29 protein-coding genes are annotated in these 26,865 nt (G+C 55.0%); 10 read left to right on the forward strand and 19 right to left on the reverse strand.

All coding sequences use genetic code 11. The annotated features are described in order from the left end of the window. Positions 1-122: 122 nt before the first annotated feature. From GXX82_02045 to GXX82_02055, 3 genes are all read right to left on the reverse strand, one after another. Positions 123-692 (reverse strand): M23 family metallopeptidase, encoded by a 570-nt coding sequence (locus GXX82_02045; GenBank protein NLT21808.1) that lies wholly within the window; start codon positions 690-692, stop codon positions 123-125. Continuing rightward, on the reverse strand, positions 693-1,334 hold the full coding sequence (locus tag GXX82_02050; protein NLT21809.1) for a DUF1287 domain-containing protein: 642 nt from the start codon (positions 1,332-1,334) through the stop codon (positions 693-695). A 100-nt stretch (positions 1,335-1,434) separates the two neighbouring features. Further along, positions 1,435-2,445, reverse strand: a complete 1,011-nt coding sequence (locus tag GXX82_02055) for a hypothetical protein (protein NLT21810.1) — start codon at positions 2,443-2,445, stop codon at positions 1,435-1,437. A 181-nt stretch (positions 2,446-2,626) separates the two neighbouring features. Here GXX82_02055 and GXX82_02060 point away from each other — a divergent pair, with 181 nt between their 5' ends. Together GXX82_02060 and GXX82_02065 are read left to right on the forward strand one after the other, a co-directional pair. Next, the gene (locus GXX82_02060) at positions 2,627-2,950 is read left to right on the forward strand and encodes a BrnT family toxin (protein ID NLT21811.1); all 324 of its coding nucleotides are present in this window, start codon (positions 2,627-2,629) and stop codon (positions 2,948-2,950) included. Beyond that, positions 2,913-3,236, forward strand: a complete 324-nt coding sequence (locus tag GXX82_02065; GenBank protein ID NLT21812.1) for a hypothetical protein — start codon at positions 2,913-2,915, stop codon at positions 3,234-3,236. Before GXX82_02060 ends, GXX82_02065 begins: the two co-directional genes overlap by 38 nt. A 960-nt stretch (positions 3,237-4,196) precedes the next feature. On the opposite strand, the gene mgtE is transcribed toward GXX82_02065, so the two are convergent. The 9 genes from mgtE to GXX82_02110 all read right to left on the reverse strand — a co-directional run bounded on the left by mgtE (position 4,197) and on the right by GXX82_02110 (position 10,277). Then, the gene (gene mgtE / locus GXX82_02070; protein NLT21813.1) at positions 4,197-5,537 is read right to left on the reverse strand and encodes a magnesium transporter; all 1,341 of its coding nucleotides are present in this window, start codon (positions 5,535-5,537) and stop codon (positions 4,197-4,199) included. Between the two features lie 184 nt (positions 5,538-5,721). Continuing rightward, positions 5,722-6,120, reverse strand: coding sequence for a TM2 domain-containing protein (locus tag GXX82_02075; GenBank protein NLT21814.1), 399 nt, complete (start codon positions 6,118-6,120; stop codon positions 5,722-5,724). 190 nt (positions 6,121-6,310) lie between these two features. After that, the gene (locus tag GXX82_02080; protein ID NLT21815.1) at positions 6,311-6,577 is read right to left on the reverse strand and encodes a type II toxin-antitoxin system RelE/ParE family toxin; all 267 of its coding nucleotides are present in this window, start codon (positions 6,575-6,577) and stop codon (positions 6,311-6,313) included. Next, on the reverse strand, positions 6,574-6,792 hold the full coding sequence (locus tag GXX82_02085) for a hypothetical protein (GenBank protein NLT21816.1): 219 nt from the start codon (positions 6,790-6,792) through the stop codon (positions 6,574-6,576). The genes GXX82_02080 and GXX82_02085 overlap by 4 nt, the downstream gene beginning before the upstream one ends. 86 nt (positions 6,793-6,878) lie before the next feature. After that, a complete protein-coding gene (locus GXX82_02090; protein ID NLT21817.1) occupies positions 6,879-7,892 on the reverse strand; it encodes a hypothetical protein in 1,014 nt (337 codons plus the stop codon). A 174-nt stretch (positions 7,893-8,066) separates the two neighbouring features. Beyond that, entirely contained in the window at positions 8,067-8,351 is a 285-nt protein-coding gene (locus GXX82_02095; GenBank protein NLT21818.1) for an XRE family transcriptional regulator, read from the reverse strand. Next, positions 8,348-8,659 (reverse strand): type II toxin-antitoxin system RelE/ParE family toxin, encoded by a 312-nt coding sequence (locus GXX82_02100; protein ID NLT21819.1) that lies wholly within the window; start codon positions 8,657-8,659, stop codon positions 8,348-8,350. The genes GXX82_02095 and GXX82_02100 overlap by 4 nt, the downstream gene beginning before the upstream one ends. 135 nt (positions 8,660-8,794) lie before the next feature. Beyond that, positions 8,795-9,796: a transposase gene (locus tag GXX82_02105; GenBank protein ID NLT21820.1), complete on the reverse strand. Its 1,002-nt coding sequence runs from the start codon at positions 9,794-9,796 to the stop codon at positions 8,795-8,797. A 1-nt stretch (position 9,797) separates the two neighbouring features. Then, positions 9,798-10,277 carry a hypothetical protein gene (locus GXX82_02110; GenBank protein ID NLT21821.1) on the reverse strand — a complete coding sequence of 160 codons (480 nt, stop codon included), beginning with the start codon at positions 10,275-10,277 and terminating at the stop codon, positions 9,798-9,800. A gap of 358 nt (positions 10,278-10,635) precedes the next feature. Here GXX82_02110 and GXX82_02115 point away from each other — a divergent pair, with 358 nt between their 5' ends. The 8 genes from GXX82_02115 to GXX82_02150 all read left to right on the forward strand — a co-directional run bounded on the left by GXX82_02115 (position 10,636) and on the right by GXX82_02150 (position 16,399). Then, a complete protein-coding gene (locus tag GXX82_02115) occupies positions 10,636-10,962 on the forward strand; it encodes a hypothetical protein (protein NLT21822.1) in 327 nt (108 codons plus the stop codon). 104 nt (positions 10,963-11,066) lie between these two features. Beyond that, positions 11,067-11,633: a hypothetical protein gene (locus tag GXX82_02120; protein NLT21823.1), complete on the forward strand. Its 567-nt coding sequence runs from the start codon at positions 11,067-11,069 to the stop codon at positions 11,631-11,633. Positions 11,634-11,720: 87 nt separating this feature from the next. Further along, the gene (locus GXX82_02125; GenBank protein NLT21824.1) at positions 11,721-12,353 is read left to right on the forward strand and encodes a DUF1566 domain-containing protein; all 633 of its coding nucleotides are present in this window, start codon (positions 11,721-11,723) and stop codon (positions 12,351-12,353) included. A 41-nt stretch (positions 12,354-12,394) separates the two neighbouring features. After that, positions 12,395-12,952, forward strand: coding sequence for a hypothetical protein (locus GXX82_02130; GenBank protein ID NLT21825.1), 558 nt, complete (start codon positions 12,395-12,397; stop codon positions 12,950-12,952). A gap of 74 nt (positions 12,953-13,026) precedes the next feature. Beyond that, the gene (locus tag GXX82_02135; protein NLT21826.1) at positions 13,027-13,674 is read left to right on the forward strand and encodes a hypothetical protein; all 648 of its coding nucleotides are present in this window, start codon (positions 13,027-13,029) and stop codon (positions 13,672-13,674) included. An 84-nt stretch (positions 13,675-13,758) separates the two neighbouring features. Next, positions 13,759-14,766, forward strand: coding sequence for a hypothetical protein (locus GXX82_02140; protein NLT21827.1), 1,008 nt, complete (start codon positions 13,759-13,761; stop codon positions 14,764-14,766). Next, positions 14,763-15,680, forward strand: coding sequence for an ankyrin repeat domain-containing protein (locus GXX82_02145; protein NLT21828.1), 918 nt, complete (start codon positions 14,763-14,765; stop codon positions 15,678-15,680). The genes GXX82_02140 and GXX82_02145 overlap by 4 nt, the downstream gene beginning before the upstream one ends. Before the next feature lie 464 nt (positions 15,681-16,144). Continuing rightward, positions 16,145-16,399, forward strand: a complete 255-nt coding sequence (locus tag GXX82_02150) for a UPF0175 family protein (protein NLT21829.1) — start codon at positions 16,145-16,147, stop codon at positions 16,397-16,399. Positions 16,400-17,114: 715 nt separating this feature from the next. Here the strand turns inward: GXX82_02150 and GXX82_02155 are convergent. From GXX82_02155 to GXX82_02185, 7 genes are all read right to left on the reverse strand, one after another. After that, positions 17,115-18,695 carry an FMN-binding glutamate synthase family protein gene (locus GXX82_02155; GenBank protein NLT21830.1) on the reverse strand — a complete coding sequence of 527 codons (1,581 nt, stop codon included), beginning with the start codon at positions 18,693-18,695 and terminating at the stop codon, positions 17,115-17,117. Between the two features lie 18 nt (positions 18,696-18,713). Beyond that, positions 18,714-19,391: a hypothetical protein gene (locus tag GXX82_02160; GenBank protein ID NLT21831.1), complete on the reverse strand. Its 678-nt coding sequence runs from the start codon at positions 19,389-19,391 to the stop codon at positions 18,714-18,716. A 27-nt stretch (positions 19,392-19,418) separates the two neighbouring features. Next, a complete protein-coding gene (locus tag GXX82_02165; protein NLT21832.1) occupies positions 19,419-22,601 on the reverse strand; it encodes an FAD-dependent oxidoreductase in 3,183 nt (1,060 codons plus the stop codon). A gap of 41 nt (positions 22,602-22,642) precedes the next feature. Next, positions 22,643-23,491 carry an NAD(P)H-dependent oxidoreductase subunit E gene (locus GXX82_02170; protein ID NLT21833.1) on the reverse strand — a complete coding sequence of 283 codons (849 nt, stop codon included), beginning with the start codon at positions 23,489-23,491 and terminating at the stop codon, positions 22,643-22,645. A 49-nt stretch (positions 23,492-23,540) separates the two neighbouring features. Next, positions 23,541-23,756 carry a hypothetical protein gene (locus GXX82_02175; GenBank protein NLT21834.1) on the reverse strand — a complete coding sequence of 72 codons (216 nt, stop codon included), beginning with the start codon at positions 23,754-23,756 and terminating at the stop codon, positions 23,541-23,543. A 397-nt stretch (positions 23,757-24,153) separates the two neighbouring features. Beyond that, positions 24,154-25,506, reverse strand: a complete 1,353-nt coding sequence (locus GXX82_02180) for a sigma-54-dependent Fis family transcriptional regulator (protein ID NLT21835.1) — start codon at positions 25,504-25,506, stop codon at positions 24,154-24,156. Further along, positions 25,493-26,650, reverse strand: a complete 1,158-nt coding sequence (locus GXX82_02185) for a PAS domain-containing sensor histidine kinase (protein ID NLT21836.1) — start codon at positions 26,648-26,650, stop codon at positions 25,493-25,495. The genes GXX82_02180 and GXX82_02185 overlap by 14 nt, the downstream gene beginning before the upstream one ends. Positions 26,651-26,865 lie beyond the last annotated feature (215 nt).

The following is a 26,865-nucleotide window of genomic DNA, read 5'->3' on the forward strand; positions in this document are numbered from 1 at the left end:
AGGCGCGGCCGTTATTGACACTCTCGGGAGGGAGGGGTAACGTCTTCCCAGTACATCGACAATCATCGTTGCTCGTCAGACCCGGCAGAGAAAAGATGTGAAGGATGTCCCCAGGGTTCCACTCATCTCGATCCGCTCTTCCTGACAGCGTCATCGAGCGCCTTCCGGGGATCGCAGCGATTACCACGGAGACAATCAAGGAAGAAATATGGCTCGATCTCTCCACGGCGCACGATGTATGAATACGGACGGGATGCCAGCGATATCCCGAAATGAAGATGGCTCGGGGTATGCTTCGCGTTACCCGATGCCCCGATGTACCCGAGAATCTCACCCGGTTTCACCCTTTTACCCACGGTTATGCCGGCGGCGATCCCGTTCAGGTGGCTCCCATAGTAACGGTACCCGTCGTCCCCGGTAATGCTTACCCATATTCCGCCCTTCATGGCAGGGTCCCGGGTCTTTTCCCAGAGATCCGTCTCCTGGACATCCTCGACCGTACCCGGAACGGGCGAAACGAAGGCGGTGCCTTTCTTCGCGAATATATCTATGCCCGGATAACCATGCCCTCCCCTTTTGAACGACGCGCTCTTTGCCGGTTGAACAGGAAAGACATGGGATATTTCGGCTGCCCCGGCAACCAGGCAGAAAATGGTGATAAGGAAAAGAATAGGCGCGCACAATATTCTCATCTACCTGATCCTGTAATGTCCCGTGATGGGGAACTCGAAGAGCCTGTCTTCCTCTTTAGTTCCTGCCCCGATATTATGGATGATAAGCGGCTGCCCCGAAGGGCTTTTCCTGTCGCTGACGATCATGATGTGGGGAAGACCGGGAGGCACGATGCAGGCGATGAAGTCCCCCGCCCTGTAGTCGGCTGCCTTTTTTGAGATGGGCACGGAATATCCCCGGCGTTCGAAATACGTCATGAGGTTTGCCACACGCCGATGATCGATGTTCGTATCGGGCGCCTTGAGCCCCCATTTGGCGGGATACTTTTTGAAATTCCCTCGCATATCCTCGTTAATCAGTTCCTGGAGGTCCATACCGGGTCCGGAGCGAAGAGCACGGATGAGAACATCCGTGCAAACGCCTCTCTCCGCGGGAACGTCTCCATTGGGACAGGCGATAGATCTATAAGCCGGATCGTATGTGGTCGTGACACCGATCTGCTGGCGGGCTGCACGCGCTATGGACATTCCCGTATCGTTCCCGGACCTTACCGCCGATGTCCCGCCTGCATTCTTTTCCGCCTGCACCCGGGCCGATGCTCCAAATCCCATCAGGAGGCACGCCGACAGCAGGAGAATTAAAAAACAATCTCGAACCGGCATCTATGTGTCCCTTCGCAACCCCGTTCTCGATGCGTTCTTGCTGCACCATTCTATCACAACCCGGTTCGCAAAACAGCTTCCTCTGATTTTCGGGGACGCCCTAGCTGCCCTCCATCCTCCGGGTTACCACCGCCCAGTCTTCCTTGATGAACTCGAGGATCTGCCGGGCCCGCTCGGAATAGAGGATGATCCCCTCCCAGTTCGGCCGTCCTTCCACCTTCTCCATGAGAAGGCCGTCTTCGCCGAACCATCTGGGGAAGGGCCCACAGAAGAAATAGCCCCTCGAGCGCAAGGCTTCGACGCATCCGGCAACCCACGGCCAGGAAAGGTTGAGCCATACCTGCATTACGGTAACGCCCCTGCTTTGGGCCGCCTTTTCTTCCGAGTCCAGGACGGTCTCGAAATCGGAGCCCGCCTCGTTGACGGTGATCCTTGCCACCCCTGCGCACTCGAAGATCTGGACGGTGAGATCGGTGGACCGGTCGGCAGGCAGCCTTTCGTCCGACCGCTCGAAGGCGCGGCTGTCATCAAATGCGTTGTAGATATACGTTAGGTGATCGCCGTAGACCTCGGGAACATGGATCGTATGGGGCCGGGGAACAATGGTCCTTGTGGAAACGACAGTCGAAACCCGTCCTGAAACGTTCTCGTCTTTTTCATAGGCTTCAGAAGGCATGAGATCGATCTCGATGGCGGTCTCGACGGCCTTGAAAACGCCTGAGCTTTTTTGCATCAGGACATGATTGCACACCACCTCCCCGAAGAAGGCGTCGAGGCCGGGCGATACAAGAGCCACCTTCACGAGGCGGCGCACCAGGAGGCCAAGGACAGCTGTGCTCCGATACCCGGCTGAGACCATGCTGAGTCCCATCTCGTAGAGTCTCTGATTCGGAGCGGACCGGTAAAAGGACGAGAAACCCACAATATCCCCCTCGGGAGTACGGGCGACCACAGGGATATATTCCTGTCTGTCGACCGCCCTCGTAAACTCTTCAGGGTCGTAGACTATGTTTACCGGATATCCGTCACCATAGACCTCTTTGAAGAGCCCGGAAACCCCTTCCGCGTCGCCGGGGCGAAACACATCGATTCGAAATCCGGATCCGTTCACACGCTTTCCCCTCATTCTTGTCAACTCATTCCGCGCAATTGTAGCCCAGCCAGAATCAATAAGCAACCTTCGCCGTAAGGCATGGCAAAGAACAGTGCCGGGGGATACCCCCTGAACTGCCCCCGGCTGCCCGCGGCTGCCCCCGGTTGACAGGTGTATATTATAGAGATATACTTTGACCATGATATCTGACCTTCTCCTGAAGTGCACCGGGTTCGAATGGGACAGGCACAATTCAGAGAAGATCAAAGCACGGCACAACGTGACACCGGTTGAATGCGAGCAGGTATTCTTCAATATTCCCGTCGTTTCCGGCGATGACGAAAAGCACTCGGAGAAGGAGAACCGCTTCTACGTGTTAGGGCAGACGGACTCCGGCAGGCTATTGTTCCTGGTCTTCACGGTTCGCAGGGACAAGGTACGGATCATATCTGCAAGAGACATGAACAGGAAAGAGAGGAGGGCCTATCAAACCCATGAAGAAGATCCCCCGGTTCAAAAGTGAAGAAGAGGAAAGGGATTTCTGGAGAACCCACGATTCCACCGAATACGTGGACTGGAAAAAAGCGCGAAGACTCACGCTTGCCAACCTGAAACCCTCCGTGAAAACGATCTCTCTCCGCCTCCCTGAATCCATGCTTGAAGAACTGAAGCTTCTGGCGAACAAGCGCGACGTACCATACCAGTCTCTGGTCAAGGTGTTTCTGTCCGACAGGATTGAACAGGAACTCTCGGCAAAAGGACATGACAGGTCATCGCATCGGATCGCTGACAAGTCCGGCTCCCGCTAAACCCCGGCGTTACCCGACAGTAAGCAGACTTCAAATCCGGGAGAAGCTGAATAGCACGGATCGATCCTCATGATCACCCGGCAGCAAGGAAACATCACAAGACAAACATCGACGTGCGTGATGCACTGATGCCGCACTATTAGGAGCACCCCGCCGGTTACCCCCCCTGAAAAGTTTTGCACTTTCTCTTCCTCCCGGAAGTAATATCCTCATACCTGAATCCCACAGGATGGCAGGAGGAGTTCGTGGAAAAAGATCGCGCCTTTCGTTCCATGCTTTTTGCCCTTTGGTCTGTTCTCTTATGCTTTGTCGGGTTAAACCCTATCGGGGTGTTTCTGTTCCTGTGGGTGCTCGCCATCCCGGCATGGATGCTGGCACGCCTGGGACTCTATCACGGGATAAGAGCTATTCGGCTGCGTGAATCCCGCCGGACCCTCGCAATCCTTGGCACCGTGATTTGCACAATAGTCGTATTGTTGCCCCTGTACCCTATGGTCTGGCAATGGTATATCCACCATCGCCGATGATCCGCCCCCGCACAGAAGAAAGGAGAGATGATTATGGGTAGCTGTAAGGCACGAGTCTATTACAATCTGGAAGGAATGCCCCATACGTGGGTTCGACTCTCGGGGCTCGATGGCGCTACGGAGACCAAAGGCTTCGCTCCGGCGGAAGCGTCACGATATTCAAGGAACTTGGAAATGATCCGAATCTGCTCAATGATCTTTCAATGAAGATACGTTCCCAGGGTCCGAACTGCGATCTCCTCAATGGAACTGAAGCGCAGGAAGCAATGGAGAGCGGGTACTGGCCGGGGCCGTACATTCATTCTCCGGGTATGTAAGACCGATTATCCTCATTGGGGAGAGACCCAGGGGGACATTCGTTAACAAGTTAACTCAACCCACAGAAGGATCGGGCACCTCATTTTCGTGAAGAAAAGTAAGAAAAGAGTTCTACTCACAGAATTCTAACAGCGATCGAGAAATAGATGGTCAACCCCACAAAATCCACCACGGTGGTGATAAGGGGGCTGCTTGCGACCGCCGGGTCCATGTTAAGCCTGTTGAGCAGAAAAGGTAGTCCTACGCCAATGAGGTTCGATACCAGAACGATAGCCGTCATGGTCAGGAAAATGATAACCGCCATGTCAAACCCTCCGCGATAGAATCCCAGGAACCACGTCGCCAGACCCAGGGTCACACCGAGACCCAGACCCACCAGGAGTTCCTTTCCCACGGCCCACAGCCACTGGTCGGCCCTGAGGTCACCGGTGGCTATGGCTCGGACCATCAGCGTGGCGGACTGGGCCCCCGCGTTTCCCCCGGTTGCTATCAGAAGAGGTATAAAGAACGAGAGCGCGATGGATGATATCAGCAGTTCTTCATGACGCGCGATCACGTGGCCTGAAGCCATATTGACAACGATCAGTGCCGCCAGCCACCCTATTCTTTTGCGGTATAACGACCAGAAACCCGATTCACGGTAGCTCATCTTCAGCGGGGCAACAGCCGCCACCCGGTGGAAATCCTCGGTGGCCTCCTCTTCGGCCACATCGAGGACATCGTCAACGGTGACAGTGCCGAGCAGCACACCCTCGGAATCAACAACGGGTAGCGCGACGAGGTCATAGTGCTGGATCATGCGCACGGCCTCTTCCCGGTCTTCCAAAGCCTTGATACAGATGAAATTATGGTCCATGATCTGTTCCACGGTCTGCTCCATGGGTGCCAGGATGAACCTTCTCAATTCCAGGGCATCGATAAGCTTCCACGATGGATCGACCACGTAGATCACGTTGATGGTCTCGCTGTCCTTCCCTTTCTTGCGTATATGCCTGAGGGCATGGTCGATGGACCATTCCGCCTGGACGGCCACGTAATCAGGCGACATAAGCCTTCCAACGCTCTCCTGGGGAAAACCTAGAAGCTGGAGGGTCTGTCTCCGATCTCTGGGGTTCAGGAGATTGAGAAGCCTCTGGGTGGCAAGGCCGGGCAGTTCCTCGAAGAACTCCGCACGGTCGTCCGGACTGAGTTCGGCAAGCAGGCGACGTGTCTCTTCGTCCGTTAGTTCCTTGAGCAGGTCGTCCTTCCTCCTGGATTCAAGGTACGAGAACGCCTCCCCTGCCAGTTGCCGGGGCAGGAGGGAAAAGAGAAGCATCCTGTCCGTCTTGTCCATATCCGGCAGGAGATCGGCAATATCCGGCGCTGGAGTATCGCTAAGCAACTCCCTTGTTTTGGCCCACTCCCTTGCGGAGAGCAGTTCCTTGATCTCGGTCTTTACCCTGTCTTGTTCTTTCATGGCTAACCCTCGCCCCGTCATGATGTCCGGAGCACAGTGCCATCTTCATCTCCAGACCTTTTCTCTTTCAAGGGGGCCTCACAGTCGAACGGTCTCCGGATATCTCCGGGGTTCTGAAAGAATGACGCGAAAAGCACCCGAGAATTGAGTTATGTGCTGCCAACGGACCCCTGGGTGCCCCGTGTCAGCGTCCGCTGTTTATTAACGAAACCTGGTCATTCAGGGTCCAAAGGTCATAGAGGTAACCTATGCCGAAGATCCCGCCCGAGACCAAATAAACGATCCCCGTAAGCCACTTTCCCATGTAAAAGCGGTGTATGCCGAACAATCCGAGAAATGTCAGCAGGATCCATGCTACCGTGTAGTCAAGATTGCCGCTGTGATACCTGAGATCGGCCTGACGGTCCATAGAGGGGATGAGGAAAAGATCAATGATCCATCCGACGAACAGAAGTCCCAAGGTAAAGAACCAGATCGTACCCGTGACTGGTTTGCCATAGTAGAACCGGTGGGAACCCGTGAAGCCGAATATCCACAGTATGTAACCGACCGATTTCAGATGTGTATCGTTTGGATTGCTCACGAGCGTCTCTTTGTGGTTCGGCTTTAAGCATCTCACCACAAATCAGCCGGAGACTGCTTTGTGGTGACCTGTTGTAATTATACCATCCCGAAAGTCAGATTATTTACGCGTCCCCTCGGCTCTCGGCTCCGTTCCACACCCATGCCCTGTATCGATATCGGGGGGGGAAAGATCGAACTGTTCCACCACCTCATCTCTTCAGGTCCCGATAGAAGTTCTCGTGGACACCCAGGCCAAGCAGGAAGAGCGCCTCTTCATCACACTCATAAGCCAGGAGGAACTCCTGGTCAAGGACACGGAATTTGTACACCCGCACACCGGCCAGGTCGCCTTTCTTCTCTTCGCCACATATTGGATCCGACATGATATGCCTGATCGCCTCGTTGACCGGCTTGACCTGATTACGGTGAAGCTTCTTGTAGACGCGCCGGAAATATGGCGACTGGACAATGTTCATTCTTCAGAGCGGAATTCGAAGGGCTCGAACTCGCCCTGCTTTTTCGCTGCCAGGATGTCCCGGATCAGCTCACCCGGAAGGTCCGGGTTGTCCAGGGCAGCCTTTCCGATCCGGGCCCAGTAAGCCACCTGCAGGGGAACGGTCCTGCTTTCGGCTTCCGCACTCTTTTTGGCCTCGTTGTATAGTTCATCGTCTATACGGATCGCTATGCTCATGTTATTCACCTCTGTTACAATTGTAGCACATTGAAACAGAAAAGCAAACTCAACAACGCGGTAGTCTTCCAGACCAGCGTCGGCACTCAGGCTTCCTTCACTCTCTCCGTCACGATCCGCTGGGCCGAAGCGCCTTCAATCGCCTTCACGGCTATGGTCTGGACCTGCTGTACTGATTCGTCCGCCTTTTGCGTCAGCTGCCGTATCAGTTCTTCCTGTTCCCTTATCTTTGACTGCAATGCCTCCACCGCCTGCTCGTGGAGCTTTTGCTCGCCCTCCGTCTCTTTCTGGATCAATTGCATCTCATGTTTGAATTTGAACTCGATCCTTTCTGTTACCGTCTTCTCCGTGTCCTTGATCGCCTTCTCCAGTTCTTTCGGGAATACCGCGATCTTATCCCGGAGTTCCGACAATTCTTCTTCCCGCGACGACAGCACCGCTTCCCGTTCGGACCAGTCCTTCTCAAGCGCGGACTTCTTCGTGGAAAGTTCCTTTTCCAGAGCTGTCTTCGTTGCCTCGTACTCATCAGCGTCCTTCTTCCTGGCAAGCTGGAGATTGTAGCTGTATTCCTCCTCTTCGCGGAGCCTGTCCTTTTTCAGCTGGGCATCCCGCTCCTTCTTCGCAAGGTCGAATTCCTCCTGCTCCTTTTTCCAGTATTGCCGCTTTTCAGACATATCCTCATCGAAGGAGGCTTTCGTCTGTTCCATCTGCGCCTCGAAGGAGGCCTTCTTCTCTTTCTGGGCCTGCACGAGTGCGGCCAGACTGTCGGCCTCGGCCTGGACCCCGTACAGTTCGTCAAGGATCCTGGCCTCTTCCGTGGCGGCCTGCTGCAATCCCGAGAACTTCCGGTACTCGGCTATCATCTTTTCTTCCAGATCGTCTATGGTCTTCACGATCTGGACCTTGAGTCCGGCGAGGTTGCGCACGATATCATCTATCGAATTGGCCGACGCCTCCTTCAGCGATTCCTTCACTTCCGTTTCCTTCTTCACGGCCTGCTGGTTCACCGCCTTCTGTTCTTTCAGCTTCGCCAGCACCTCATTGTAAGCTTCGATGATCTCGGTCTTTGTATTCTTCTCCGATATTGTTTTGGTCATCATGCCCCTCCCATCGTGACAATCACTATTCCGACGATCCTTGAATGCACTATAAGAATATATTACTTTGCTGCCAAAAATAACAGGAAGAATAGCGGGGAAGCGTGCGGCGTCGGACAGGATACGGTCTGGGTGTTTCAATAGAAACCAAGAACGCCGAGTGCCCCCTGCCTGTTCTTACGCCGCCGTCTTCAGACTTACCCGCATTCCTGCCCTGGTGGCCAGAGTAATAAGCATTTCGAGGCTGAATCTTTCCCACTTGCCGCGTGTAAGGTCGGAAATCCTGGACTGACTCACCCCGAGAAGCTCTGCGGCTCTTGTCTGCGTCAGCTTCTTGGCCGTGATGAACTTCCTGAGATCCGCCATAAGATCGGCACGCATTTGAAGTATTGCCGCTTCCTCCGGTGAAAAACCCAGATCCGCGAAGACATTACCCGAGGACGGGACAATGTCTTTTTTCATGACCTACCTCCAATCTGCCCGTACCGTTGACGGGCGAGTTCGATGTCCCGGCGATTGGTCTTACCGCTCTTCTTTTGAAAGGCGTGCAGTACATACACTGCATCGCCAAATTTCGCCACGTAGATGACGCGCCATTCGCCAAGCACATGGATCCGAATCTCCTTTACGCCTTTTCCAATGGTCTGCATTGGCTTCCAGTCGCTTGGCTCCAAACCATTTTGGATCTCAAACCCTGCAGCGCGCCTCGCTTCACCGGGAAAATCCCGAAGGTCATCCAGGCTTGAACCCACAAATCTCAGTTCCTTCATTCAAGACATATTATATACCAACTTGTATATTCTGCAATTGCATTTTTCTTGCCGGTAATTGCAGATAATGATCCAGGCGAGTTCGGGGATCCCTGGCATTTTCACATTCTCAGCTTTTTCCTACCCTGTCAGCGGTCAGGGGAAGCTGTATCCTCTTTCCTCAACCAGTTTCTGACCTCGTTTCACGGCCATGCTCACCGCCGCAGCGGAGAGACCGAGATAGCGGGAGAGTTCTGACTGGTTCGCGCCGAGTTCGCTGACCGCGAAGTAACAGAAGAGACTCCGTCCGACGACCTTCGCCGGTTCCTTTCCCGGTGTGAAGAACTCTTCCCTGTCGATGGCAAGGAGCCGGCAGACGTGGTCGGCGACGCTTTCTATATCGAATCCCATGGCCTTGAGATGGTATCTGCGCTCCATCCGTTCCTCTGCTTCAGAGAGCACCCTGTCCACGAAATCCCCGTCGCCTAGGATGCGTTCATCGGACTTCCTGAAAAGATTCTCACGGCGCATCGCCAGGACGTTCGTCCAGCCACCGCTGCTGCGGATGAGACCCCCTCCCACGAGGTCATCCCGGCGTCCGGCCGTCGCCCCTTCCTTCACGAAGCGCAGATACGCTGTCCTTGCGAGGGATGTCTCGTCAGCGAAGAGACGGAGCACCCCGTGCACGTCCTGCCATGAGTTCGCGCACCTGCCAAGGATGGGACCGTGACCGCAGTACCGGAAATCCTCCAGATCCTCCGTCGTGGCAACGATGCCGGCGCGAAGGGGATTGAGGTGAATGTAGCGGACGAGCTCCAGGAAATAGGATTCCTCCTGGCAGAGGATGGACTTGTAGCGGTTCTGGAACAGGTGGCCGGACCTCTTGTGACGCCTGTTGTGCCGGACCGCATAGGCCGTCAGAAGGCGCCGCATCACCTGTGCGAGCGGCGCCTGTCCCGTCCCGAGGAGCAGATGAAAGTGGTTCGGGATGAGGGTGAAGGCGTAGCAGTGCGTCTTCGTCTGGTCCAGGATCACGCCGAAACGGTCGAGAAAGAGGTCCCTGTCATAATCATCACGGAAGATCACCCGCCGCTCGATGCCTCTCGCAATGACGTGATGCAGGGCACCTGCGGCATCTATGCGGGATTTGCGTGGCATGTCAGGGACGCCCTGCAGGCTGCTTGCCCGGCCTCTTCTCGAAGAAGGATCTCATCGGTGAAATGGGCTCCAGCCATGCACTGTCCTCTTCGGCGACATTTCGATGGATTCTGATCGATATGATCCTGTCATCAGGGAACCTGAACTCCATGATCCGTATCGTTCCGCCGTGGATCGTATAGGATTCGAGGGAAACCCGAGAATCGGGTCCCGTATCCTTCGTTATGGTTTCGACGAGGAAGAAGAGATCCTCGGCAAATCGTATCGATTCCTGATCCGTCCATTGGTTCTTTGAGTCCGCCATCCTTGCCGACGAAAAGAGAACCAATGCTATGAAACCCATCAACAATATATTTCGTGACATGTATATCCTCCATGAACGGGACCCGCCCTCATGGACCACCGTATGGCCATCGTCATGTTCGTAGGTGACCCTCCTTGTGCCCTTATGGTTCTTGTACGTGGCCTTCCTGCAGGTCATGCTTGTCCTCCTTTTCATAAAGGGATGATCTCTACAAGATGCATATTACTTTTCCTGACGAAGAATCGGGACACGGAGGGATGAGAACGATCTCTCGAACGGTTCAACCCCTGACGTTCGAGAACCTTGGGAACATCCTTCGCGTTTTCACATTCGGCATCCGTGCAAGATCAAAGGAACGTATTGTAAGCATGGAATCTGAAAACCCGAAAAGAGGCGCGGCCGTTATTTACATTCTCGGGAGAGAGGGATAACATCTGCGTAATACATCGACAATCATCGTTGCTCGTTCAGACCTGAAAATAGAAGAATGTGAAGATGCGATGTCCCCAAAGTCCCTTTGCAAAAAGGAACAGGCATGGTATATAGAAAATATTGTCTGCGCAACGGGATGGATTTTCCCCTCGCAGGAGTGGTAGCAGCGGTGAACATAAAAGGGAAAGCAATCTCAGATTTCAGGCTGCGTCTGACAGGCGTCTCATCTTCGCCGGTTGTTGTGGCAAAGGCTGGCGAGATAGCCGGGGGAAAGAGGTTGGGCCTGGACCTCATCGCGTCGCTCGCCGATGCCTCATACGCGGTAGCCCATCCAGCAGAAAACCTCGAAGCGAACGCCAGGCGGCGAAGATCGATGGTGCGCGTTATGACAGAAGGGATTTTGGCCGGTATTGCGAATGGACTTGCGTAATATGTATAAGTGTTTTGCTTTCGATTTGCCATCGCGCGTACCTCTATCGAGCACGTCAAGGCCGGGTAAAACATTCATATTCCGGATCGGGGAGAAACCACATTATGAAAAACATGCAAAGGCATTTATTCGCTTCCACATTTCTGTTCCTTTTTCTAGGGGGGATTGCTTCATCTGTTTACGCTGTTGTTTTTTCCAGCGACGCCCTCTATTTTTACATCGGCGGAAAGCGAATTGCGGACAATTCGATCATTGTCCTATATGCGCAAGACGGTAAAGAACACTTAGAGGTATGTGAAAAAGGGTCGTTCTGGCTGCGCCAGGGTCCGATGTGGAACCCGGGACCCTATACATTCGTTCAGACATCTCACAAGGACATTCTGACCATCGAAAAGTGGTTTGCAACACCGGAAGGGAAGGCAAGCAAAGAGCCCGATAAAGACTATCAGAATTATCTCGGCAAAAAAACAGCCGGTGCGCCGGGCCGCACCGAAGTCAAAATCCCCACGATCAAAGAAAGCCCGGCTTTGGACCGGTCGCCCAGTCCGCCGCCGCGTGCCGGAATGGCCGAAGGAAAGATCGGTTATGACCGCTTTTTCCGTGTCGATCTCCAAACCGGAACCATTACCCAGACGCTTCGTTCCGAAATTTTCAAGGACAGCGGGAAATGATTTGGTCTTTATCATGTGAAATACGACGGAACGGGAACCGGACAGGCAAGGCCCGGCACAAAAAAGCACAAATAATCCGGAGGATTTATGAGGATTACACCAATAAGGAAAGGTCTGTTTTCGCTATTCATCCTTGCGGGAGCTGCTGTTTTAATGTCCTGCGCCTCAACGCCTCAAATACCCCAGACGCCTGTCATCAAAAGTGAAGGTCCTTACGCCATCGGCGACAGAGGCCCGGCCGGCGGCTGGATCATTTATGACAAAGGGGATAATTCGGAAGGCTGGAGATACCTGGAAGCCGCGCCCGAAGATCAAACTCCGGCAAGCTGGCGTCATAAGGGCCTGGTGAAATGGGGCTGCCATGGAACATCCATACCGGAAGCCCGCCATACAGCCATCGGCAAAGGCAGGGCAAATACAAAAGCCATTATAAAGACCTGCGATGAACCGGACACCGCCGCGCGGAAATGCGCCGAATATCGCGGCGGCGGCAAGGACGACTGGTTCCTCCCGTCACGCGAAGAGCTTAATCTGGTTTATACGGTCTTGTATCAGCAGGGGCAAGGCGATCTGCGCATGGGTGAATACTGGTCTTCTTCTGAAACCAGCAACGGCCGTTACGCCTGGAATATTAATTTTACCAACGGCAAACAACTCTACGGCAACAAGTATCCGAAATATCGCGTTCGGGCCGTCCGGGCCTTTATGGATAAAAAATGAGTAGAGCGTATATTTAATTACCAGTTCCGAAATGAAAAAAGATGACGCGCAAAAGATGGATGATAAAGAATAGGCAGGCGAAATTTCATTCTATCCCTCTTCTTATTCTGATGATGCTAACGCTGTTGTGCGGTTGCCGGGAGTCTCTTCCCGTCAATACGGTAAAGTTCACGCCGGCCGAGACGGACGCGTTGAGAATCCTTAGAACATTGCGGTCTGTTCTGGTGGAAATAGACGCACGGGACCCGGAAACGAAAGCAACGACGGTACTACAGCTTTGCCGGCGTCTAAATCAAACACCGGGAGCTTACCGGTCGCAGGAATTGGTTGCTTTAGCTGATGAATTACCCGTCTCCTGGCTCAATGATCCCCAGAGCGCCTCCGGAACTTACGGCGGATACCGGTATGTGCTCGTCCGGGGCAAAGAAGACGGAGTCTATGCCATTCCCGAACCTGGCGATGAGCGATTTGTCTTTTACGCACGGCTTCCTGCGGGCCTTTTCCTGTGCAGGGTGGAGGAATTCAGAGACCTTCAACCTGTTGGTCCGCCGAATACAAAAACCGATGCGGCCTGGCGGCCATTGCCAGTGGTGAAGTAATGCCGAATCATCCAACTGCGCCGCCCGCAGAGGATAGTAATTGATCGACATAATCCCGCTGAAGGAGGATGCGAATGACAACCCGGGAGAAAACATCAGCCCTCGGGCCCGCCTTTATTTTTGTTCTTGCCTCTTGCCTTGGATATTCCCAACCGGCCTTTCCGGCGAATGCCTCTGATCATCGGGAACACACGGCTTTTGCAACCTACGACGGCACGCCATCTTCCCATCCGCCGTTGATGGAGGCGCTGAATGCCGGCGTTGACGCTTACACACCGGCCGGACCAAACCGTATTCCGCTGCCCTATGCCGCCACCGGCAACACCCGGGATCAAACTCACGCGGTGTCCGCACCCCGGGAGGGACCAGGCGGATGGCTGGAATTGACACCGGGCGCGGCCGGCGGCTTTTCTGAATTTCATCTCCTTAATGTCCGGGCCGGACAGAGACTGGCTCTTTACATCGGAGGCAACACCTGGGAGGTTCCTCGTACGCTGGAAGCGGAACTCCTGACGAGGCGCGGCAAGAAATTGATCCCCGTTCCCGGGATTGAGCGCATCCGTCCGGATGGCTTTGACGGAGCCGGATGGGCACAAAAGGCGCGGGGAGCCCTCGTTTTCACAGGCGTTCCTGAACAAGATGCGCGAATCGTCTTGCGCATTCGGACGACGGGGCTTCGTCCGGAAGAAAGGCCCCGGCTCAACAACGCAGCCACTGGATAAGACTGCCGGGCATACCGGACTCCATTAGGCTGCCGGCTGCGCCGTAACCGTTTTTAGTGAAAACCGATACTCAGGGGGAAAAGCATGACGCCGATCAGGCTAATATTGATCGTCTCTTTAATGACCTTTTTGTGCGGGGGGAGTAGCTTCGCCGAAGGCTTTCCGGTATCTCCTTACAGAATTCAGCAATATATTGCGGCCGGCAATTCTTCAGAGCTCAGCCCTATTTGGCGGGAACTGGGTATACCTGCAGAGTTGTCGACGGTTTATCCGCGAGTGGGCATTGAGCCGGACGATCATGCGATTTTCGACGAATGCGAGGATTGCCGGGCCGAAATTCATCCGCTTGCATGGAAGAACCGCAAAGACAAACTGGTGGCCCTGAAAATCTATCAACCGTGGGGTTCTTGCAGATTCCTCATTTTTCAGCGAATAGATAAAGCAAAGTCAAAAGAGACTCCTTGGCGGTTGATCGGATATGCCGATCATGACTTTGCCCGCTATGACATGCCCGAGCACCGGACAGAAACACTGGGAAACGCAGCATATTTTGTCATGACCGCGCAGGGTTTCTCCGGGACGGGGGTTTCCTTGTACTACGAACGCTGGTATGAATTGTTCTCGGACGGCATGAAGGAAGTTCTCAGTCTGCCGTCGCGCGGCCATGAGTGCCCCGGCCCCACAACGCTATGTCGAAACTTTTCGGCGCGTGTGGAGAAGGCAAAATCGAATAACCTTTGCATCCGGATTTTATACAAGGCCCAATACACGGGCTATCGCTTTCTTCTGGACGGACAATCCTTCGAGGATATTTACCTGTTTGCAACCCGAAAGAACGCGGTTTATGTTCGCGATAAAGCAGGCAACGATTTCACCTTGTCGACGTTTGAGTCCGAAATGACAGCGGAGGAGATTCGTCTCACCTACGGCATCAATGGGCTGACTTGTGAAGACTTCCTTCGTTTCAACGGCGCTCCTATAAAACGACTGACGGCGCAGCCGGATGACAGAAAATCGTGGCTGAAACGCTATTTTCAGGAATGTGAGCCGTCTGCTGACGGAAAGAAGTTGATGGAGGCCCTGACCAAATGAAAGAGACCATCGCTGCGGGGAGAAGAGGTTGGATTTTGCTTTTGGTTGTTCTGGTGCTTCCCTCCGCCTGCGGATTTGCAGTAAATCTCGATCAGCAGTTGATTGCCGCAACCAAACGGGGGGATGCCGCCCAGGTTGAAAGCCTGCTTGAGCGGGGTGCGGCGGTCAACGCGCGTGAGCTTAACGGGCAATTAACGCTGATGCGTTATACCGCACTGATGTGGGCGTCCTATAAGGGACACGGAAATGTGGTGAAGGTTCTTATTGCGCGCGGCGCCGACATTTCTCTCCGGGACAGTGAGGGCCGAACTTCCCTGATGATGGCTGCCTCCGGTGGCCATCTGGATATTGTACGGATGCTGGCGGATGCCGGAGCGGACATACACGCCAGGTCGAATTATTCCGATACCGCTTTGCTTATGGCTGCCTCCGGCGGACACCGGGCGGTTCTCACCTGGTTGATAGAAAAAGGTGCAGCCGTCGATGCGACCAGTGATACAGGCGAGACGCCTCTCATGGCCGCCGCGTTACGCGGTCATACCCAGACAGTCGAAATATTGATGAAAAAAGGCGCCCGAGTAAATGCCATTGATGGAACCGGCAGCACGGCCTTGATAATGGCGAGCATGGGCGTTCTACATGAAGGCGGCGGATCTGCCGAAACAGTTCGTTTACTTCTTGCTTCCGGCGCCGATGTGAACCACAGCAATGACGACGGCACCACCGCCCTGATCGGGGCCGCTTCCCGCGGAAATACGGCTGTCGTGCGGGAATTGCTGTCGGCGGGGGCGGATCGGGAAGCACGGATATCTTACGGACAGGACAAAGGAGAGACGGCGCTTTCCCTGGCTTTGCGCAATCATCATAATGAGGCGGCCGAACTGCTGCAAACGTACGGAGAAACAGCGCAATGAGGACCCTTGGGGACGCCCTTCGCATCTTCACATTCGGCATCCGTGTAAGATCAAAGGAACGTCTTGTAAGCGTGGAATCTGAAAACCCGAAAAGAGGCTCGGCCGTTATTGACATTCTCGGGACAGAGGGATAACATCTGCCTGATACATCGACAATCATCTTTGCTCGCTCAGACCTAGAAAAAAGAAGAATGTGAAGATGTGAAGGGCCCCAAAGTACTGAGACCTAGCCCCCCCTCTTCTGGGGTGTCTCGTCACCCTGTCCGTGCACCGCGTTCCCAGCAGGAACAACAGCCTTCTCCGACAGTATACTGCCACGACCGCATCTGGTGGTCATCTTAACAGGAGAGCTGTCGGAGGATTCTCCGGACCTCTTCTCGCTGGAAAAGTTAAGGCCATTGTGAATGTGTGTGGTCATCGAACAGGTGAATGTGGTATTATGTTAATCAATTCGGGAGGTTGTTATGAAGAGTCTATCGATACGGTACCCTGAATCGGTCCTTGCGACAATGAATCTGAGTACCGATGATTTTGAGAGGGAAGCGAAATTCCTTCTCGCGGTGAAGCTGTTTGAGTTGGGACGCCTCACATCCGGGCAGGCCGCACAGCTTGCCGAGTCTTCCCGTTTCTCCTTCCTGCTGCGGTGCAGTCAATATGGGGTGCCCGCAGTCCAATGGGACGATGAGGAATTGGACGCGGAATTCAAGGCGAAACCATAATGGCTAATCTCAAGAAAGGTCGCCTTCACAGACCTTGGGGACGCCCTTCACATCTTCACATTCGCCTTCCAAGTGCAAGATCAAAGGAACATCGTGTAGACATTGAATCTGAAGGTCCGAAAAGAGACACGGCCGTTATTGACATCCTCGGGAGAGAGGGATAACATCTTCCTAATACCACCAACAACCATCATTGCTCGTTCAGACCCGGTAGAAGAGAGAATGTGAAGATGTGAAGGGCGTCCCCAAAGTACTCCGCCGCGGCGAGCGGGCCGAGAAAACTTTCTCAAGAGATTGAACTATTCTTCGGTCGACGCTTGAGCAGTCTTGATCTCTCAAGAATGCCCACTAACTACATGTGTCCCCGCAGGCCGCCACAAGGCTCCTGCGTAATCCGTCGGAGTCCATGCTCGACCTATCCATATCGTTGAGAACACCGGGTTTCCGGGGCTGAGCCAGACTCCACAGCAACAGTGCGCGAAGGATACGCACACCTTGGAGCCTTTGCACCGACTGGGTGTGTGGAAGGGCTCGCAGTGCTCTTTTGAAGACAACCGCATGAGTCCTCCCTACCTTTTTCTTCAGTCTCCGCACGAGTGCCACATATGCCTAGATCCCGAGGCGGTGTCCTATTCCATAGCCAGGTATCATGGGCCTCGCTAATGATATTCTTGGGAATTGCCCCTTTTTTATCCTGGAGCCCGGCTGTACCCTTTCAGGACAGGATGCCATCAACCTCCGATCTATCAACGTCCATGATGTACTGGATATCGCTGATCTCCGCTGCCTCCCGCGTCAATGCGGCCAGGTCGTTTCGTGAGAGGTGTTCCAGAGAGAATTTCCTGCTCCCTGCCATGAGCTGGCGGAGTCCCTGAGCCAACCGCTCATAATACGTGTATAGCCCGAGCGCGCCGGTCGGCAGCTTGTCGAAGGCGTCGCTGCCCAATTCCTTGCGCAGAGAACTGGCGGTGACAAAGATCTCGTCTTTGGTGTTGCCGAATCGCTCAATGTAGACAGGAACCTGTTGCGCCGTGATAGACAACCCTATCGTCTTCCCCACCATGGCGGCCGCTATCGGTGCGCGGGCCATTCCCACCATCTTCACGAACGGTGCGCCCATAGAGAGGCCCTTGAATATCTGGTCCTCGAAGGAGAATCCCCCATTTACCGCGATGGCGGGCAGGTACCTGTTGTTGTCTGAAAGCCGCTTCGCGTACTGATATACCAGGGAGTGGAGTTCGACTGGCGGCACGCCCCATTCGTTCATCATCCGCCACGGACTCATTCCGGTACCGCCGCCAGCGGCGTCCACCGTCAGGAGGTCCAGCTTGTACTTGGAGGAGAATGAGATCGCCCGTGCCAGATCGGCAGGACGGTATGCCCCGGTCTTGAGGAAGATGTATTTCGCGCCGGCCTTACGCAGACCGTCTATCGTCGCGGCGAATGATTCCTCTGTTACCATTCCCACCCGCGAATGCCTCTCGAATTCCTTGAACGCCCCCATCTGAAAGGCCTCTATCACGTTCTCATCGGTCGGGTCCGGCAGTACGATATAGCCGCGCTCATGGAGCATCTGCGCCTGCTTCAGGTCCTTTATCTTGACCTCTCCTCCGATATCTTTTGCGCCCTGGCCCCACTTGAGCTCGACACATTCAACACCGAGCTTCTCGATGGCATACTCCTGCACCTTCAAACGGCCGTCTTCGACGTTTGCCTGCACGATTATCGCGCCGTAACCGTCATGCTGATGGTCCTTGTACAGTTTCACCCGGCGTTTCAGGTCCACCGTGTCGACGATCCTTCCGTCCTTGAAGACGGCCCCTGGATCCATTCCCACAACATTCTCGCCGATGGTGAGACCGGTCCCCGACAGAGCCGAACCTATAGCAAGTCCTTCCCAGTTGTTCTTGGCGATATTGGTGGAGCCTATGCCCGAAATGATCCAGGGATAGCGGAACTTCAACCCTCCGTCATTCCCTATGTGCACCTCAAGGTCAACGGCCGGGAAAATGGCCTTGTCGCTGTCCATCTCGATGCCATGGGCGCCCGTCGCCGTGCCCATGATATTGAAGTGCGAGTAATCGACGGGATACCTCTTTTCCGCCGCGGTGGTGATGACGCCAAAGGGTTGCGGATATATCACCTCATGTCCGCGGTATGCCGACTTCCCTATCTCGCACATACCGATGCAACCGTCGACACATGTCACACACATGCCCGAAGCGGTGGTTATCGAATCCTCGGTCCTGTTCTTGGTGAGGGTTGCGCTTGAGCTGTTCACTCTTGAAAAAGACATATATATCTCTCCTTTCGTCTAATCTTTTCTTATTTCACACGCCACGCAGGGCGACATGTAGCACATCATGTCATGGAATTGTTCCTTCTCGACACAGGGCGGGCTCAGATTGGCGCAGCCTCCGCAAACCGCCTTGTCCGGTTCGGTATATGTGCATCGCAGCTGGCAGGCCGGACAGATCTGCATGCAGCCTCCGCATAGCCTGCACACATCGGACCGTACATCGAATGGGGTGCCTATGCTCCTGTTGCTGCCGCGGCCGCGGAACCCTATCGCCTTGGCCATCATCTGCTCTTCACACATGCGTACGCATAGCCCGCAGAGGATGCAGTCCTCATGCTCCTGCCGAAAACGCTGTTGCCGGACATTGTGCTGAGACGCGATGTCCTGGATGACCTTGGACTGCGGGCACGACGCCAGGAGAAGCTCTATGACCATCCTCCGCGCACGTACGACACGCTCCGAGGCGGTTCGGACCTTCAATCCTTCCTCTGCCGGGTAGGTACAGGATGAGACAAGCCTTGCCCCCGGTCCATCCCCTATCTCGACAACGCAAAGCCTGCACGCGCCGTAAGGGCTGAGCCCCTCGTGGTGACAGAGGGTGGGAATGGGAAAACCGAGAAAGCGTGCAGCTTCAAGAATCGTTGTTCCTTTCTCCACGGATACACTCAGTCCGTTTATTGTCAGTGTGATCATGGTGAAACCTCCAGTTTATCCGACCGTTCACTGATCCGCGGATGCTTCACTCGTGAACGCGAGATCGCATCGCAGGCAGCGCCTTGCTTCGTGCTGCGCCTCGTCTTCGGGTAAAGCCATTTCCACTTCGATGAAGTTCTTTATTCTCTTCTCGGGCGCAACCGCGGGAGGGACGGCCCGGCCTGTAAAACCGGCTTCGGAATCATCAACCATGGCCGGTGGAATGAACACGGACGGTAGCGTCGCCTGTAAAGGTGCCTCAACTTGCCTGCCCTGAAGATATCGATCAATGACCCCGGCGACCTTTTTCCCGGCGGCAATGGCATCTATGACAGTGTTGGGACCGGTTACCAGGTCGCCGCCCGCAAAAACCCCTTCAAGATTTGTCTCGAGTGTTCTGGGATTGACCTTTATCCTTCCGTTGCCGTCCACTTTGAGGCCCATGGAGGCAAAAGCTCGGCTGTCCGGCCTTTCCCCGATCGCGACGATGAGTGTGTCCAGCGCCAGCGAGAACCCGCTTCCGGGTATCTCCACGGGCTTTCGTCTCCCGGTGGCATCGACCTCTCCCAGCCTGTTCCTCATGCATTCGATGCCGACCAGGCGACCTTCTTCCGTGTAGATTCTAACGGGAGAGACAAGGGTGTGCAATTCGACACCTTCCTTTATGGCCGTCTCGATCTCTTCCTGACGCACCTTTATCTTCACGGGAGAGATCAGCGTCTCGATCCGCACGCCCTCTTCAAGCGCTGCCTCGATCTCTTCTTCATAAGCAGGCATCTCGTCTCGTGTACGACGATAGAGGAGGGACACGCCCGTGACATCCTTCTGACGAAGTGCCACGCGCGCTGCATCCACCGCCGAGTTTCCACCGCCGATCACTCCGACATGGCCTCTGGCAAGCTCAACGCCCTCCATTTTGGACTTCTTGAGGAAGTCTATTGACGGGTAGACCCCGTCGACATCCTCGTTATCGAGGTCGAGGCGCCAGCTTTCATGAGCCCCCGTGGCGATGAACACGGCCTTGAACCCCGTGCGCAGGACATCGTCTATCGTCATGTCCCTTCCAAGCGCACGGTTGTACTCTATGTGGATATTCTCATTGAGAAGGCTTTCTACTTCCTCCCTGACAATGTGCGACGGCAGTCTGTAGGCGGGCAGGGTGCATGTCAGCATGCCTCCAAGGCGGTCTCCCGCCTCGAAGATCGTGACCCTGTAGCCGAGAAGCGAAAGGGAATGGGCGGCGGTCAATCCCGCGGGGCCTCCTCCGATGATGGCTACGCGCTCGTCTTTGATCTCTCCGGGTTTTGGACGGTAGACCGACGCGTCAACCCGGTCGGTGACAAAGCGCTTCAGCGCACGGATGGCTATGGCTTCCCCGTCGCCCACACCAAGATTGCACCGGCTTTCGCATTTTCTGTCACACACGCGGGCACTCACCGCGGGAAGGGGGTTTGCGCTGCGTATGACCCGGTACGCCTCCTCGTAGTCCCCTTTCTCCACGAGGGCCACATACCGCCACGGCTCTGTATCCACAGGGCAGGCCGCCTGGCACGGTGCCCCCACCAGTTGCTTGCAGACAAAGGCGTCGCACCGCTTGTCACGGATATGCCGTTCGTATTCCTCGCGAAAGTACCTGAGTGTGCTCAAAACGGGGTTGGGAGCCGACTGACCGAGTCCGCACATTGTCGTATCCTTGACCGCGAGGGCCAGTTCTTCGAGGAGGGCCAGATGGTCGGACGTTCCCTTTCCCACGGTTATGTCCTCAAGGAGCTCATACATCCTTTGCGTGCCCTTCCTGCAGGTGAAACACTTGCCGCAGGATTCATCCTTCAGGAAACCCATGAAGTACTTCGCTACGTCCACCATGCAGGTATTGCTGTCCATAACGATCATGCCGCCCGATCCCATTATGGAACCGACGCTTTTCAGGGTCTCGTAGTCGATCGTCAGATCGAACTTCGACGCCGGGATACACCCGCCGGATGGCCCGCCGGTCTGGATCGCCTTGATCTCGGCCTTATGCGCCGGTCCGCCCCCGATATCCCTGACAACCTCCTTCAGGGTCATTCCCATGGGCACTTCGACAAGCCCGGTGTTCTTGATCTTGCCGACGAGACTGAAGATCTTCGTGCCCGAACTCCCCGACGTCCCGAGAGCGGCGAATGACCGTCCTCCCATGGCTATTGCCACAGGAATGTTGGCCCACGTTTCCACGTTGTTTATCATCGTGGGTTTTCCATGGAGACCTTTCACTATGGGAAAGGGGGGCCGCTGCCGTGGTTCCCCCATATGGCCTTCAATGGACCTTATCAGGGCCGTTTCCTCTCCGCATACGAATGCGCCCGCGCCTTTCACGATCTCTATATCAAAAGAGAACCCTGTTCCGAGGATGTTCTTCCCCAGGAGACCCACATGTCGCGCCTGTCTGATGGCCGTGTTCAGATGCTTTATCGCCAGGGGATATTCGGTTCTCACATAGATGATGCCCTCTGTCGCACCCGTGCCGTATGCACCGATGAGCATTCCTTCGATTATGCTGTGAGGGTTGCCTTCCAGAACGCTTCTATCCATGTAGGCCCCCGGATCGCCCTCATCGGCATTGCATATGAGATACTTCGCGGTTCTGTTCCCTTGTGAAGCAAAGAGCTCCCACTTCTGGCCGGTGGGAAACCCTGCGCCACCACGGCCCCTCAACCCCGATGCCTTCACCTCGTCGATGACAAACCGGGGATCCCCCCGGGAAATGACATTCACAAGGGACTGATAGCCGTCGTTCTCGATGTAGTCGAGGATACGGATGGGATCGACCTTCTCATTTCGTCCTATTACCGTCCGCACCTGTTTCCTGAAAAAGGGTATGTCGTCCTGTTTCTCGATGGGCTCGCCCGTCTCCGGGTCGACGAAAAGCAGTTCCCTGATGACCTCCCCCTTTGATATGGCTTCGATGATCCTTGCCATATCATCAGGGTTGACCTTCGGATAGAACGTCCGCGCCGGCTCCACCAGTATCGATGGTTCCATGGCGCAGAACCCGTGGCAACCCGTGATGCGGAGGTGAACCTTGTCGGCAAGTTTCTTCTGAAGAAGTTCTCCCTTGGCAGCGCGTATCAGAAGATTGGCCCCGCTTGCCTGGCAGCACGTGCCCGCAGGGATGACAATGGTCGGAGCATCCGTGTCGTTATGAGCGGCAAGTCGTGCCTTAAGTGTCATGAATGCATCTATCGACGTGAGTTTGCTCTTGCGTTCGTTCATCAGATCGTTGCTCCATTCAGAGTAAGCATGTGTCCGTTGCATCCCTTGCGGGAGCAGATACGGATGATCCCCGCCCCTCCATCCACGTTCATCGTCCCCATGGGGGCGTTGCACTCCAGGCAGTCGAAGTCACCCTGAAGATCTGAGCCGCAATGGGGACATAGGGGTGTCAAAAGCGCGTCCTCGGAGACGACATGCTCCAGGACCTTCACGAAGCTGCCGTAGTGGGATGGCAACCTCATCCACCCGGTTCCCGCAGAAGTCACGACATTGATCCGTATGGAAGGATGTCCGTCGATGGGATACGCGATGTCCATCAGGCTCCGCCCGCATCGAGGACAGGAAGCCTCGAAAGAGAACCCGCGATCCTTTGATCCACCGATCGATCCCAGGGTCCCGGCCCTGGTCGCTTCGATTATGTCCTTGACGCCCCTCTTTGTCACGTTCGCGTGGTAGTGGCCGTCGGAAACCACTATCGGACCCAGCGCGCATGCGCCAAGGCAATTCACCGTTTCAAAGCTTATCTCATTATCAGGGGTCGTCTCGCCCGGTTCCAGATCCAGTTGTCGTTTGAATTCGGCAACAACAGTCTCGGCACCGCGGACGTGGCAGGCCGTCCCCAGGCAGGCGGACACGCAGTGTTTTCCCCGCGGCTTCAGGCTGAAGGCTTTATAGAAAGTGGCGACGCCGCAAACATCCGTCAATGAACATCCTGTTTCGACAGCGACAAGTCTCAATGCTTCCTCGGGCAAATAGGTGTATTTCTCCTGTATGTCCTCAAGGATGGAGATGATCTCCGCTTTGCCTTTACCTTTGCGAATAATGTTCAGAATATCTTCCGTTTCCATGTGACTTTCTCCTGAGAGCTTATTCATCGAGTTTCCCGCCAATGATCCTCTACCGATACTCCTCGCAACGCCACACACCACCTTCGTGCTTCGAGAAGACACAATCATCCCGGTTCCTGCATGTGGCACACAGCCCTGCGTGATCTGCCGCGCCGTTCTGCCGGGCATCCTCGCGGACGATCTCACCATCGACCGGGCTTTGGACGGGCTGCGAGGCCAGCGCCGGGATACCATCGTCGCTGGCAAACTCCTCGCAATAGAGCACTTGCCTCCCCGACTCAGCTGCAAGAGAGCATATGTCGAAGTTTACACAATTGGGGCATAACCCCCCGTAACTGCTCGCTTGAGAGGGCACAGGCTTAGCCTTCTCGCTCCCGGATCTGGTCATACTTTTCATGGGCGTCTCCCTTTCGGTTCGGTCAATTGCTTTTGCGGAACGAGCGATGCATTTTCCTTGCCGCGATGATCTCCCGCAAGCGGACGCCGGTCCCCCCTTTCCGGCGGTCACGCGGAACTCCATAGTATCTTGAAGGTTTACGAGCAGTATCCGTTACACGATAAATGAATAGGAAAGGGCACCAGGCAGGTCTCGCCGGGACACAAATTTCCGGGTAATTCTGCACCACCGGGGAGAGATACCCCGGTCTCGGCACGGACCTTTGTCAGGAATGTGGTTTTTCTATTCTCGAAAGCTTCTGGCGAAGAGTTTTCCTGTCGATCCCGAGGATCTCGGCCGCCCTGGTCTTGTTGTCCCTGACGCTCACCAGAACGTTTTGAATATAGTCGGCCTCGACCTCGGCGAGAGTGCGGCTGAGGTTTCCTTCACTGAGAGCGGAGAAACGCATCAGTTCGGGGAGGTCCGGGGCATCTATGGGATCCTCGTCTGTCATGACCACCAGCCGCTGGATCACATTTTCCAGTTCTCTCACATTACCGGGCCAATGGTATTTTCGGAGTATCTGCAGCGCACGATCAGAGAAGAGAAGAACTGGTTTTCCCAGTTCCTCACAGTATTTTGTCATGAAGTGTTGTGCCAGGAGGATCACATCATTGTTCCGCTCTCTCAACGGGGGTAGATCGATATTGATCACGTTGATGCGATAAAAGAGGTCTTCCCGGAATAGCCCCTTTTCGACAAGAGCCGGCAGATTCTTGTTCGTGGATGCAAGGATTCTCACGTCCACCTTTCTCGTACGGCCGGAACCGACCATGCAGACCTCTTTATCCTGGAGAACGCGCAGGAGCTTGACCTGCATGGCAAGGCTTGTTTCGCTTATCTCGTCAAGAAAAATGGTTCCCCCGTCGGCTGTTTGAAAGAAGCCGGCACGGGTCTCGGTGGCCCCCGTAAAGGCACCCTTGATATGTCCGAAGAGTTCGCTCTCGAGGAGCTCTTCGGGAATAGCCCCGCAATTGACGGGGACAAAGGGTGCGGAGACCCTTTTACTGCGGTAGTGTATAGCTCTTGCCACGAGCTCTTTTCCGGTACCGCTCTCACCGAAGATCAGCACCGTCGCAGCCGTTCGTGCCGCCCTGGTGATGAAATCCCTGATCGTGGCCATTGCCGGGGATTCACCAACAAGGCCGTCGACCGCACCGGGTTTCTGCTTCGGGGGTCTATCGTTTGTCTTCCGCATGTGGAGTTTGTTGAGGGCCCGGGCCACGGCAGATAGAAGCTCCTCATCGGTGAAAGGCTTTACCAGGTACTCTTCAGCGCCCGTCTTCATCGCCTCCACGGCACCCTTCACACTCGGGTAGCCCGTGATTATCATTACTTCCATGTCGCGGAAGTTCTCACGAACGTGCCTCACGAGGTGGACGCCGCTCAATCCCGGCATCTTCAGATCTGTAACTACGAGGTCGATGGGGGTCGCGTCGAGGATCTTGATGGCTTCTGTCACGTTGGCCGCGGTGAACACAACATATCCCTCGGCGGCGAGATTTCTCTGGAGAACTTCCAGTGTTGCCGGGGCGTCGTCTACGGCCAGGATGCAGTCCCTGCGGTCAGAAGAGTTCATCGCTCGCTTCATTCCTGTGCGGTCTCACCCTCCTGACGGGCAATTCTATCGTGCACACCGTTCCTTTGCCGGCCAGGCTTTTTACCCGTATCGTGCCCTGGTGTGATGCAATGATCCCATGTGATACCGGCAGTCCAAGTCCGGTGCCCAATCCGATCTCTTTCGTGGTAAAGAAAGGGGTGAATATCTTGTCGAGGACCTCCTGCTCCATCCCCACGCCGGTATCTTCCACTACGACGGAGATCCTTCGGTGTTCTCCTTGTGTTGTGACCCTCAGATCGCCCCCGTCCGGCATGGCCTGCAGGGCATTGACAATGAGATTGACAAACACCTGCTTGAGCTGTGAGGAATCTGCCTCGATCTCGGGAAGATCCGGTGAAAACCGGCAGACCACCTTGACTCCGTTGCTGGCAAAGCGCGATTCCAAAAAAGCCAGGACTTCAGCAACGAGGTGATTGACATTCACCTTTCCTTTTTGAGGTGGGATCTGGCGGGCAAAGATAAGAAGCTTCTTGACTATCTCCCGGGCATAGAGGGACGTGGACAGTATCTTTTCGATATCCGCCCTGGCCTGCGCTGGCAGCTCGGGACATTTTTGTGCAAGTTGCGCGAACCCCAGTATATGCCCGAGCGGTTCATTGAGCTCGTGAGCAACTCCAGCAGCGAGTTGCCCGACGGTAGCCAACCTGTCGGCGTGCCTGAGTTGTTCCTCGAGTTTCGATCTGTCCTGCTCCGCCTCTTTTCGCATTATGACGATCGCGACCTCCTTCGCCACAGCTTCCAGAAGGTTTCGCTCTTCGTTGAGGAAGGGTCCACGGTCCCTTCTCGGTCTCTTGTCGGGATAGCCTACCTCGATGTAGCCCCGTATATCCCCACTGATCACCACAGGTACCGTCTGGCGATGCCGCAGGCGCCGGTAATTGCTGGTGGAGTGAGAACAACCGTCGAGGACTATTCTTGCGCAGGCGGTTTCGGGATACAACCAGGCCGCCGGAAGGCCCTCCACCACTCCTTTCAGCAATTCGCTCATTCCGATGTCTTTCTGACTGGCAAGATGGGCGATATTGTAAAGGCACGATAGTTCCTTGACACGCTCCCGCAGATCTACATGCGCCTCATGATTGACGTTGTCCACCGATCTCATCCAGCCCAATGTCTCATTCTAGACAATACAAGAGACTATTGCAAGCGGAGAGTGCCCCCTGGGCTTCCTGACATCTTCCATCCTGGAAGCGGGCCTCAGGAAACGGTTTTTCCCAATGCCTCCGGCAGGAAGCGTCGGATATGCTTCTCGACAATTTGCCGCGTGATCTCAGCGACCTGGTATTCTCCAGCGTTACGTTCTTTGCTGCCATCCGG

Origin of the sequence: Syntrophorhabdus sp., from assembly GCA_012719415.1 — a bacterium.
Taxonomy (GTDB): Bacteria; Desulfobacterota; Syntrophorhabdia; order Syntrophorhabdales; family Syntrophorhabdaceae; genus Delta-02.